The following is an 11,988-nucleotide window of genomic DNA, read 5'->3' as shown; positions in this document are numbered from 1 at the left end:
ATATTTGAGTTCTTTTCAGATCAGATTGTATTGTACATTTAATCTTAAAAAATAAGATCATGCAAACCATTCTTACAGACTTTTACACATTAACATCATACGATAAGACAGAAGACGGAAAGTTTACCGCTCATATCCATCTGAATAAAGACCACGAGATTTTTAAAGGACATTTTCCTGGGAATCCGGTAACACCTGGTGTTTGTATGATGCAGATCATTAAAGAGCTGACAGAAGAATTTACAGGTTCAAAATTATTCCTTAAAACAGCTTCGAATGTAAAATTTATGGCAATTATCAATCCGTTTGAAACACCTGATTTGATTCTTCAACTTGATATTGCTGAAAATGGAGAAGACGTTAAAGTAAAAAACGCAACTTCTTTTGGCGAGACTATTGCATTGAAATTGTCTGTAAGCTATAAAAAAATACCATCATGAAACTAATCTTATCATTCTTAGCGGCATTTGTTTTTTTCTTTCAGTCGGATCTTGAAACATTGAGAAACAGCTATGCTAAAGCCAATGAATCTAATGGCAATACCCAAAACTTCATTGAAACTGCGGATAAACAATCCGGTTCTGATGCAGTCACTGTAGGCTACAAGGCAGCAGCGAAGATTATGGAGGCAAAAATTGCTAAAAGTAACAGAAAATCACTGGTAAAAACAGGAGCAACAAGTCTTGAAAGCGTTATCAAAAGTAATCCTAATAATGCAGAATTACGTCTGATCAGATTAAGCGTTCAGGAAAATATTCCGAAAATTGTAGGCTACCGCGGAAGCCTAAAGGATGATAAAGCTTTCCTGTTGAATAATTACAGCAAACAGAATACTGCATTAAAAGGCTATATCAAAAGGTTTGCTATGCAATCTAAAACCATTACAGAGGCGGAAAGAGCCACTTTAAAATAAAAAAATGTCCCTTGCTGAAGTTCAAAATGCAATTTCTGAAAAGAAGATATGCATTTTAATACCTACCTACAATAATGAAAAGACTCTGAACAGGGTTATTGACGGTGTTCTCAACTACACCGGAAGTATTATTGTGGTCAATGATGGTTCCACAGATTCTACCCCTCAGATCCTTGGCCAATATCCTCAGATTACGGTAATCTCTTTACCAGAGAACAAAGGAAAAGGAAATGCCCTTAAAACAGGTTTTAGAGCAGCAAAAAAATCCGGGTATGATTATGCCATCACCATTGATTCGGACGGACAGCATTATCCGGATGATATTCCGGTATTCGTAGAGGCGCTTCTTCAGGAAAAAGAAGAAGTTCTTCTGATTGGAAACAGAAATATGTCTCAGGATGGTATTCCCAAGAAAAGCAGCTTTGGAAACCGTTTTTCCAACTTCTGGTTCTGGTTTGAAACTGGTATAAAACTGGAAGATACCCAATCCGGATACAGACTTTATCCTTTACATAGAATTCCAAAGAAATATTTTACCCCCAAGTTTGAATTTGAAATCGAAATCATTGTAAGAACTGCCTGGAGACATGTTCCGGTAAAAAATGTACCGATCAGGGTTTTATATGATCCGGCAGAACGGGTTTCCCACTTCAGACCTTTCAAGGATTTTACGAGAATCAGTATTCTGAATACGATTTTGGTGACGATTACCCTGCTTTATATTATTCCGAGAAATTTCGTGAATAATTTCAAAAAAAAAAGCTTTAAAAGATTCATACAGGAAGATGTCTTAGAAAGTGACGGGAGCAACCGTACAAAGGCATTTTCTATAGCGCTGGGAGTTTTTATAGGGCTTTCTCCTTTTTGGGGATTTCAGACGCTTCTGGTCATCAGTCTATCTGTACTCTTTAAGCTCAACAAAGTACTTGCATTTGTAGCCTCCAATGTAAGTCTTCCCCCTTTTATTCCTTTTATCATTGCCGCTTCTCTATTTTTAGGAGCACCATTTGTAAGTGGTGACAGTGATATTTTAAGCCAGGATTTAAATTTTGAGCTGATCAAAAACAATCTTCTGCAATACGTTATCGGCAGTTTCATCTTAAGTACAACACTTTCTGCTCTTGCAGGGATAGCCTCTTTTCTGTTCCTGAATAAAGTAAGCCCGGAAAACAACTAAAAAAGCCCGGAACAATGTTCCAGGCTCATCACAATTAGTTATTATTATTTCCTATTTTGAAACGATAATCTTTTGAGAATAGTCAATTGATTCATTGCTAACTTTCACAATATAAGCACCATTGATCAGTTTTTCTGCACTGATGGTATTTTGCTTATTAAGGTTGATACTTTCTTTAGAAATCAGTTTTCCTGTAAAATCAAAGATAGAAACAGTTGTAATTCCTGACAGATTAACATCTGACGGTGTTTTTATCGTGAATTCATTTCTTACAGGATTTGGATAGATGGATATTCCTTTAGAATTATTAATTTCTTTTACCGCCAATGCAGCACATTCTGCAGGAACAGTAAAGTCTTCCACCTGATCACTCATTTCCGGTAAAGGCTGATTAGCACCCATTGCTAAACCATTAAGAGCTCCTGCAGATGCATTAACCCCTAACCCTCTTTTAGCGAATACATTCCAAATCATACATTTATCTACCCCATTTGTTTTTGCCATTTCTGCAGCAAGAATCGCATTTCTTCCCTGTATGAAAGTTGGGTTACATTGCTGTAATTTAAGAGCATCTACGACCAACTGAAGTACTCGTGCACTTCCACTGTTCGCATCTGCAAGAACGTTACTGTTGTATCCGTATTTTTCTACATATTTCCAGTTAAGGTCCCAAAGCATGGAAGCCCAGATAAATCCGATACTGTGAACATCAGGCACTGTAACTGCTATTCCTGAAATAGTTGTACTTATTTTCATCCCGTTGGTACGGCCATAAGTATAATCATTGATGGCAAAGTCAGGTGAATATTTTGCAGGTCTTATTCCTCCACCGGTAGTAGTCTGTCCTGAAACGAAAGTTCCTACACCTCTGGCCATAGAAGAAGTATCTCCCGGTCTGGTTGTCATCATCAAAGCGAAGAAGTCTGACCATCCTTCACCCATCTGCTCATTAGACGAAATAAAAGACAAACAAGAGCTTCCTGTTCCGGTAAGACGATTGGAAATACCATGACCGTACTCGTGGCTGATTACTCCGTTATCTAAACTTGCATCTTTGTAAACGGCATCTGTTTTCAATGTAGCATTACCAACAGTTCCGTTAGTTAGGTCATTCACCAGGAACTGACCTTCTGACATACCCACCATAATGGTAGGGATTGTGATGGAAGCATCCGCTCCTCCCATTCCTACAGGAGTATTACTTGACGGGTGGTATTGTATAACTCCTACTGCCCCTGCATTCTGTAAATTCTTTGTTTTAACAGCAAAACCACATCCTGCAGCATTGACTACTGCTATCTTTCCTACAAGGCTTCCGGCAGTCACTGCAGTACATGCGTCAGCAGGTGTAGAAAGAGTAAGATCTCCTGTTACAGGTGGATTTCCCATAATTTGAGGTCCAAAATTCGCGGTAGTAGCAATAGGGGCTCTGGCGGTATAAGTGGATGGTGAATTATAATAAAGATACCTTACATTTCCACTCGGTGAAAAAAGGAACATTTGCATTCTTCCGCTTGTTCCATCAGTACCCGGGCTAAAGTTGGCATTATTAAGACCACTACCATCTCTGGATTCCGCAAGAACAGGATCATTACCTACTCCTCCGTTTCCAAAATTATTTACCTGATAATTTCTTGCAGATTCTGTAAATCCGAATTTATAAAATACGTCATGCGTTTTATTCGCATTGTAGAATAAATTCGTTACTGCTGCCGAAGTATATGTTGTGTGACTGGCTGTTATATCTAAAGGAAAATCAAATACTCTGTTTGCCCCTCCATCTGGAGAAAATTGTGGAGTATTGAGATTACTCTCATCAGTATAAGCAAATGTGTTGTTCCCTCTTGTTATGGTATAATGATTAGTTCCGTCAGAATGCCATCCTTCCGGTGAAGCTGTCAGATCCCATGGGTTGGTAAGCAATGTCCTTGCTCCAAACGTAGGCGCTTCCGTAGGAAATGCAAACACGTTGTAAGAAGCATTATCAGGCACTAATACGAAATTTGCAGGGTTCTGCAGATTTGCAGTTGCTATATTTTCAGGTAAAGAGGTCTGAATATTATGTTCTGATGAACTATGGTGATCATAAGCTTCATCGTGAAAATTACATGATAAAGTTGTATTTTCCTGGTATAAAATGCTGCTGTCATCTGTACTGACGATGGTATTCCATACATTACCGGTTCCTTTTTCTTCAATATAGAACTGGTAACCCAGAATCAGCTCTCCATTTTTTGCAAAATAAACCGTATTGACACGGATAGGTTCTTCTTTTCCGTCAACATTTTTAACAGTAGGTAAACCGTTCAGCTTTTTAACGGTTTCAGCTACTAATGATTCTTTTTTCCCTTTTTCTTTTCCTTTAATCGCAGAAGGGGAATTTTTAATGAAAGTATCTGCAAAGTTTAAAACTTTTCCATCTCTGATCAAAACATTGGCAGAGCTTCCAAAAACAGGAATACCATTAATTGTTTGCTGTATCCCTACAACATCTCCATTTAAGCTTTTTGAAGGATCTACATTAATGATTTTAAATACTTTAAGCTCCGGATTCACTCTCTGAAACGATCCCTGAGCAGAATTAACATAGTCCTTGATGGTTTGTTCATATTGCTGGGCAGATACTACACCCGCACCAAAAATTGAACAAAACAACAATAGCTTAACACTTAGTCGAATTTTTTTCATTTAGATTACTTTTAACAAATATTAATACGTTAGATTTAACAGTTAGTAGAAAAACGATCTAAATTGTTACAAAATCACATATTATTTATTTAAAAAAATAATTCAAGTCAGTAAATTGTATTACTCACTATTAACTACTCAAAAATGTTATAGATCTTTAAAACCCATTCATCTATCTTTCCTTATGCTTCATAATATTTTGAAGAGCAATAAGTTTTTTCATGGTTATTTATCTGTAAACCACATCAGAGAATGATAATGGAGTCATCATAATGGTAGCAAATATGGCAATAATTACCAGCGCCAGCTGGGTGATATGGTATATTTTTTCTCTTTCGTCATCATTGATTTCAAAAGTAAATTTTATCTTATCAGGTCTTCTGATAATCAGCCAGATAAAGAGAAGAATAACCAAATTCATGAGGATTGGCATGATAAGAAATATTTTGCTTCCATCAATGTCTTTCATATTTCCATAGCCATGAATAGGGATGGTGTCTGGGATTGAACTGTATACCGTAAACAAATACACGGAATGGCAGATGATAATGACAAAAGGAATGCAGAACAGCAGTTTTATATATTTGGGGATCATTTCAGTTTCTTTAAAGTTTTCTTAAGGTACTTTTCAACATTTTTTCTGTCAGGAACTGTGGTAATTTCTTTCGTCAAAGCTTTTTCAAATTCGACTTTTGCCTTTGAATATTCTTTTTTGTTAAAATAATATTTTCCTGACTGATAATACACCTGCCAAAAATCGGGGTTCATAGACTGATAATGAGGAATAAGATCATCTGTCAACAATATATCTTTATTTTCTGCGGCCTCATTGATTTCTTTAGCCAGCATTTTAGATTGTTCATAGTGCTCAAATTCTTCAGAATCGGCAAACGGATCCCTTGCAATATTCAATTTTGTTTTTGCCTGCAGACTTTGCGATAATGGTTTGTCAGAAAAGATTTCATTCAGATCATAACATACAAATTCTCCTAACTGGTAAGGATTTGAAGAAACCCAGACCAGCTTTTTCTGAGGTGAAAATATAACCGCATGGTGAGCTAAAAGTTGGTTGAGTGCTTTTTCATTACCATAGCCTATGTTTTCATCTTTTAAGCCGGATCTGTTTCTTAAAATGGAAGCCATCTTTTCCGGGGTCATCTTTTTTTCTTCCTGTAAAAGCTCCTGAAGTCTTTCATAACGGTATTCGGAATGGCTTTCTTCAATATGTTTCTGATTTCTTCTGTCCTCTTTATAGGCTTCAGACTGGAAATGATTCGTACAAAGAACCCTGCTGGTATTCTGCACTCTGTATACACCGAAGTTTTTAGGCGAAACTTCAATAATTACCGCATTTTTGTCTGCTGCACTTCCCACAAGAATAGATTCAGAAACGAAAACTTTTCTTTTTTTAGCAATGGCAATCGCTTCATCAATATTTTTGGCATACTGCAGAATTTCTCTTGTAACAAGGGAAATGGGAGTCTTTGCCGTCAAAGGAATTTTTGATTTCCCGGCATTAATCGTGACTGTAATTCCTTCTTTATTCATACCGGAAACCACACCAATCATTCCCGGCCAGCTTACAGACATATACGGAATTCCTTCCTCTGGCTGAACAAATTCTACCAGTTTATTTTTTGCAAAGTCATCTCCCACATAAAAGTCGAAATTTCTTCCGATCAGCAGGTCTCCATCTTCGGTATTTTCGTTCCATACGGCAAGAGATGTACAGCCTACCATAGCAAGATCCTGCATGGCATGCCCGATATCATGAGCACCGTGCAGGTAAAGGTTCCTTAAATATTTAGGAGCAATAAAATCATACTGATCAGATGAATATTGTGCTAAACCATATAATTCTGCCTGATAATCTTCTCTTACATTCAGATACATTTTTCTGTTGTACCATTTTAAAAAACCTCTTAACAGCCTTTGTCTGAATTTTGAGGGTACAAACCCTTCAACTTTTGCGAAGAAGATACTTTCCTGCTTCTGCATTAAGCTTTGAGTCAATGCTCCGTTATTATATCCCAGCTGTATCGGGTTTCCTTTAATATAAAGTTCCCAGAGCTGCTGTTTATTTTTGGTAAGATAATTTTGATTATAGCTAAAAGTACTGTCGTTGATTCTGGTAACCGTCGGAACTTCCAGCGCATATTGTTTTACCTCTGGAATATGCCGGATAGATTTTGATATTCCACAGGCCGTGAGGAAAAAACAAAAAGTAAGGTAAAGAAAAGCTCTTTTATGGGATCTATAAATGGTTTTAGTTTTTTTCACTTTAGTTTTTATTAATCATTTGTATCAACCTCATGTCAATCGTTTCTTTTCCAAGAATTTCTGCACAGGTATTAAAAGCTCCGATGGTAACTCCTAAAATTCCATGCATATTCACGGATTGTCCGGTAAGAAACAGATTGTCGATTTTGGTACGGGGAGAAACCATTGTTTTAAGAGGATTCTCCGAGCTTTTCATGTATCCGTACATATTTCCTTCAAAATTCCCGATATAGTCCCGGTAAGACAAGGGAGAAGATGTATATATTGTTTTAATGGTATGCCTTAGGCCGGGAATTTTCTTTTCCAGAGCATCAAGCATTTTCTCTGTCTTTTCGAGTTTAAACCTTTCATAGGCTGCTCCTCTTTCATGCTCATCTGCTACCGTGTTGAAGGTATTTTCCCATTCTTTAACCTCATCAAAATCCATATAAGAAATAGCGGTAAGGCTTTCTGCAAATTCAGGATGATGTTTTGAAGGGGTGGATGAAAGCATATACGTTTCCGGCCATGCTTCTTTCCTGTAGCGGAATGCATTCCATACCTGCTCTTCGGATGAATAGTGATATCTGTTGTAATTAAAGTTGGGAAGGCTGTGAGGTTTTAAAACCAGATAAATACTAAAACATGATGAAACCGGTTTCCAGCTTAAAACTCTGTTCAGAAAAGACTTCTTCAACCTTTCTTCTCCAATCAGCTTAATGGTGGAACGGATTTCTATATTTGAAATAAATTGTTTTGCCGTGTATTCTTTTCCTGTTTTTGTTTTTACAGAGGTCAGTTTATTATTCTCATTGAAAACAAATTCAGAAACTTCTGAATGCTTATGTACTTCTGCTCCATATTCCCTAAGCTTTCTGATCAAAAGTTTAGAGATCTGGCTTCCTCCTTTTACACATTTGTAAGCACTTTGAATATAAGAATTTACCGTTAAAGCATGTACATAAAAAGGTACGGTTTCGGAATCTCCGGCATATAAAAAGTTGGAACCCAGCAAAACCGACTGAAGTTTTTTGTTCTGGGTAACGGATTCAATAAATCTTTTGGTATTGAGATGCAGGATTTCCTCATTATAGCTATCTTTTCCTACCACATGATATCTGGGAAACTGGCTGCATACATACTGGATTTCTTCACAGTAGGTTTCAAGGTTTTCTTTTTCTTCGGGAAAGTATTTTGAAAGCTGTTCTACGAAATTCTGATATCCTTGAGCGTGGGGATATTCTATTTCATCTTCTCCAAAGCTGATCCTGTCGTAGCCATCTTCATCCATCAGCTGAAGCTCAAGATCATCCATGATTTCAAGATAGGAAAAGAACTGGTTCAGATTCTGTCCTTTTGCCAATCCTCCAAGATAATGAACTCCCGTATCAAAAATAAGTTTGTCCCTTGCAAAGGTCTGCAGATTTCCTCCATATTGGTTATTCTTTTCCAGAACACATACTTTCAGGCCTTCTTTCGCCAAAATAAGAGCTGAAACAAGACCTCCCAATCCGCTTCCGATTACAAGTATGTCGTATGCTTTCTTCAAAAGAGAATGTGCTTTTAATAATTAAGAAACAGGGAATTTAAGATATTTAAAGATTACTTTGGTAAAGTAAACAAAGAAATTTGTATCAGGTAATATGATCTGATCATCTTAAACCTCGGTAAATCTTAATGGTTTTTAGTTTTTTATTCGTTTTTATTTGATAAAAATAGAAAAATTAATCAATATCATCCCAAAAATCAAAATAATTAAACCATTGAAGCGGATATTTTTTCACCATGGTTTCAAGATTTTGAACATAAGAATTTAAAAGGCCTTGTGAATCACGGTTTTTGATATTCTGTGCTACTCTTGCATACAAATGGTAATGAAGATTCTTTTCTTTCATTACATAAACATATACTACGGGAACCCCTAACCTTGAGGCAATCAAAAAAGGGCCTGCCGGAAATTTTGCACTTTTCCCGAGCAGTTCTGTTTCCAGATATTTGGAGCCTTCAAAATAGCGGTCTCCGGTAAAGCAGATAAGCTCATTATTGGACAAAGCCTGATTGATCTCAAAGATATGCGACATATCTTCTTTTACGTAGATAAACTTGATATTACTCTCTTTTACAGCAACGCTTTCCAGATATTCCTTGATTACGGTAACTTCCTGATCTGTAGTCACCAGATTGATCTGGCAATCGAAGTCTATATCTGCAAAAAAGTGCTCTGCAATTTCAAAATTACCGATATGAGCGCTGATCAGTACGCCTCCTTTTTTAGCGGCTAAAAGATTTCTGAGGTTTTCAATACCGTCAAATTCATAGGTGTATTTTTCTCTAAGTCCGGCAGAAATAGCGGTTTTATCGATCAGAACTTTTCCGAAGGTAAAGTAACTTTTAAATATGGAGGCTTTGGATTTCCAGGATCCATAGTTCAGTCTTTTCTGAAAATAATAAAGAATATATTGGTTGCTTTTCTTTTGAAAGAGCGAGTAATAAGCTGCTACAAAATACAATACCCCATATGAACTTTTGATTCCGATATTTCTAATACACCAGACGAATATTCTGTATCCGAGTACTGTTCCTTTAGATTTACCTTTCCACTTGTTCATATCTACAGTTTAATATAACAGAGAACCAATGTAATATTACCATTTTAGAAGTGTCCGTTAGCGAATCACTGTGGTAGTATTACATTGGCTCATTTTATAGAATAAAGATTTACCCAATAACTAAGCGTTTTTTTCAGCAATCTTATGTTCAATCGTTGTATAGAAATCATCAAATGTTACCATTTTCTTGAAATCTGCTTCTCCTAATTTCACGCCGAAATTGGATTCGATCACGACTACCATGTCGATATAATCCAGGCTGTCTAAGCCCAGTGTATTTTTAAGGTTGGCATCATTACTGATTTCGTCTCCGTCTACCTCGAATTCGTTTACCAGAAAATCATTAACGATAGCAACAATTTTTTCCCTTTCCATGTTTTTAATCAAATTTTTTAACTATTAGTGCAGAATTGGTTCCCCCAAACCCAAAAGAATTCGACAAAAATACATCAATTTTTTGATTTTTTGTTTTTGCCACTAAATTTATCTTTTGTGCTTCATTATCAGGGTTTTCCAGATTGATATTGGGAGCAACAAAATCGTTCTGCATCATCAGAATTGAGTAGATAACTTCACTTGCACCTGCCATCCAGCATTCATGTCCGGTCATAGATTTGGTAGAACTTACCGGAACTTCACTCCCGAAGATCTCATAGATGGCTTTTGCCTCATTGGCATCACCAATGGGGGTAGAAGTTGCATGAGCATTGATATAATCGATATCTGAAGCTTTTAATCCTGATTGTTTTAATGCTCTGTCCATTGCCAAAGCTGGTCCATCCACATTGGGTGTTGAAATATGACCTCCGTTCGAAGAGAAACCATAGCCGATAATTTCTGCAATGATCGGAGCGCCTCTTCTTTGAGCAGATTCAAGGCTTTCCACAATAAGGCTGGCAGCACCGCCACTAGGAATTAATCCGTCTCTTTCTGCATCGAAAGGTCTGGAAGCTTTTGTGGGTTCATCTTCTCTGGCGGAGAATACTCCCAATCCGTCAAAGCTAGCCATAGAATATTTATTGGTTTCCTGAGCTCCTCCACAGATAATCATATCCTGAAAACCATTCTTGATCATCATATAAGCCAGTCCCAAAGAATGGGAACCGCTTGCACATGCTGCACTGATGGTAAGGTTGATTCCTTTCAGCTTAAAAATCGTGGAAAGGTTCATTGTTACTGTAGAGTTCATTGATTTGAAGATCGCTCCTGACCCCATCAATGTAGTATCTTTTTTTTCTCTGGCAATATCAATAGATTCTACAACAGCCTGAGAAACGCTGTCATTTCCGTATAAGATTCCTACTTCATGAGAATCCAGAAATTCTTCATCCAGATTTGCCTGTTTCAATGCATCCATGGTTGCCAGATAAGCATATTCGCTTTCTTCACCCATACTGACACGCTGGCGTCTGTTTAAAAGGTTTTTCAGATCAGGTTTTGGGACAACTCCTGTAAGGCCAGACCTGAAACCAAATTCTTTTCTGTCCGGATCTAAAACAATACCGGATTTTCCTTGATATAGGGATTCCCTGACCTCTTCTAAAGATGTCCCGATGCAGGAATAAATTCCCATTCCGGTAATTACAACCCTATTTTCCATGTTATGAATAAATTCCTCCGTTAATATTAATCACTTCTCCTGTAATGTAAGAAGATTTTTTAGATGCTAAGAATGCGACAAGATCTGCCACTTCTTCTGCTTCACCGAATCTGTTGGCAGGAATCATTGCTTTCAGTTCATCCTCATTAAATTCCTGAGTCATATCTGTTCTGATAAAACCAGGAGCTACTGCATTTACGGTAACATTTCTTTTGGCAACTTCCTGAGCAAGAGCTTTTGTAGCGCCTACCAATGCCCCTTTTGCTGCAGAATAATTCGTTTGACCAGCGGTTCCTTTTACTCCGGATACAGAAACCATATTGATGATTCTTCCGTATTTGTTACGAAGCAGTTTTTGGATAAAGAAATTGGTCACATTGAAAAATCCGTCAAGGCTTGTATTGATCACATTGTTCCAGTCTTCTTTCTGCATCCACATAAAAAGACCATCTCTTGTGATTCCGGCATTATTGACAATCACTTCTACCACTGCGTCAGGATTTTTCTCCTGCCATTCCGTTAAAACAGCCTGTGTTTCTTCGGTATTCCCTACATCAAATTTAAGAATTTCTCCTGTAGATCCAAGTTCTTGTACTTTAGCCAGAGTTTCTTTTGCTGCCGTTTCGTTTGAAGCGTAGTTGATTAAGATGTGATAGTTTTTCTCTTCAGCCAGTTTTATACAGATTGCTCTCCCGATTCCTCTGGAGCCTCCTGTTACAATTGCACATTTCATGCGTTAGTG

General features: G+C 37.3%; 11 protein-coding genes. 3 read left to right on the top strand and 8 right to left on the bottom strand.

The annotated features are described in order from the left end of the window. The first annotated feature begins 59 nt into the window (after positions 1-59). The 3 genes from CQ022_RS20735 to CQ022_RS20725 are packed head-to-tail and all read left to right on the top strand — an operon-like array spanning position 60 to position 2,090. Positions 60-440 (top strand): 3-hydroxyacyl-ACP dehydratase, encoded by a 381-nt coding sequence (locus CQ022_RS20735; protein WP_105684183.1) that lies wholly within the window; start codon positions 60-62, stop codon positions 438-440. Continuing rightward, a complete protein-coding gene (locus CQ022_RS20730; RefSeq protein ID WP_105684182.1) occupies positions 437-913 on the top strand; it encodes a hypothetical protein in 477 nt (158 codons plus the stop codon). The genes CQ022_RS20735 and CQ022_RS20730 overlap by 4 nt, the downstream gene beginning before the upstream one ends. A gap of 4 nt (positions 914-917) precedes the next feature. Continuing rightward, positions 918-2,090, top strand: a complete 1,173-nt coding sequence (locus CQ022_RS20725) for a DUF2062 domain-containing protein (RefSeq protein ID WP_105684181.1) — start codon at positions 918-920, stop codon at positions 2,088-2,090. A 51-nt stretch (positions 2,091-2,141) separates the two neighbouring features. Here the strand turns inward: CQ022_RS20725 and CQ022_RS20720 are convergent, their stop codons facing one another. The 8 genes from CQ022_RS20720 to fabG all read right to left on the bottom strand — a co-directional run bounded on the left by CQ022_RS20720 (position 2,142) and on the right by fabG (position 11,979). Next, on the bottom strand, positions 2,142-4,778 hold the full coding sequence (locus CQ022_RS20720) for a T9SS-dependent M36 family metallopeptidase (RefSeq protein ID WP_105684180.1): 2,637 nt from the start codon (positions 4,776-4,778) through the stop codon (positions 2,142-2,144). Between the two features lie 229 nt (positions 4,779-5,007). Then, complete coding sequence (locus tag CQ022_RS20715) at positions 5,008-5,373, bottom strand: hypothetical protein (protein ID WP_105684179.1); 366 nt, start codon at positions 5,371-5,373, stop codon at positions 5,008-5,010. Next, on the bottom strand, positions 5,370-7,058 hold the full coding sequence (locus tag CQ022_RS20710) for a C45 family autoproteolytic acyltransferase/hydolase (RefSeq protein ID WP_105684178.1): 1,689 nt from the start codon (positions 7,056-7,058) through the stop codon (positions 5,370-5,372). Before CQ022_RS20710 ends, CQ022_RS20715 begins: the two co-directional genes overlap by 4 nt. Position 7,059: 1 nt before the next feature. Beyond that, positions 7,060-8,586: a phytoene desaturase family protein gene (locus CQ022_RS20705; RefSeq protein WP_105684177.1), complete on the bottom strand. Its 1,527-nt coding sequence runs from the start codon at positions 8,584-8,586 to the stop codon at positions 7,060-7,062. A gap of 175 nt (positions 8,587-8,761) precedes the next feature. Next, entirely contained in the window at positions 8,762-9,646 is an 885-nt protein-coding gene (locus tag CQ022_RS20700) for a lipid A biosynthesis acyltransferase (RefSeq protein WP_105684176.1), read from the bottom strand. Between the two features lie 120 nt (positions 9,647-9,766). Beyond that, positions 9,767-10,021: an acyl carrier protein gene (locus CQ022_RS20695; protein WP_034692469.1), complete on the bottom strand. Its 255-nt coding sequence runs from the start codon at positions 10,019-10,021 to the stop codon at positions 9,767-9,769. Between the two features lie 4 nt (positions 10,022-10,025). Further along, complete coding sequence (locus CQ022_RS20690; RefSeq protein ID WP_105684175.1) at positions 10,026-11,246, bottom strand: beta-ketoacyl-[acyl-carrier-protein] synthase family protein; 1,221 nt, start codon at positions 11,244-11,246, stop codon at positions 10,026-10,028. 1 nt (position 11,247) lies between these two features. Continuing rightward, positions 11,248-11,979, bottom strand: coding sequence for a 3-oxoacyl-ACP reductase FabG (fabG, locus tag CQ022_RS20685; protein ID WP_105684174.1), 732 nt, complete (start codon positions 11,977-11,979; stop codon positions 11,248-11,250). Positions 11,980-11,988: the final 9 nt, after the last annotated feature.

Source organism: Chryseobacterium culicis (assembly GCF_002979755.1).
Taxonomy (GTDB): domain Bacteria; phylum Bacteroidota; class Bacteroidia; order Flavobacteriales; family Weeksellaceae; genus Chryseobacterium; species Chryseobacterium culicis_A.
Note: the sequence above shows the minus strand (reverse complement) of the source record. Positions and strands in the feature narration are given on the sequence as shown.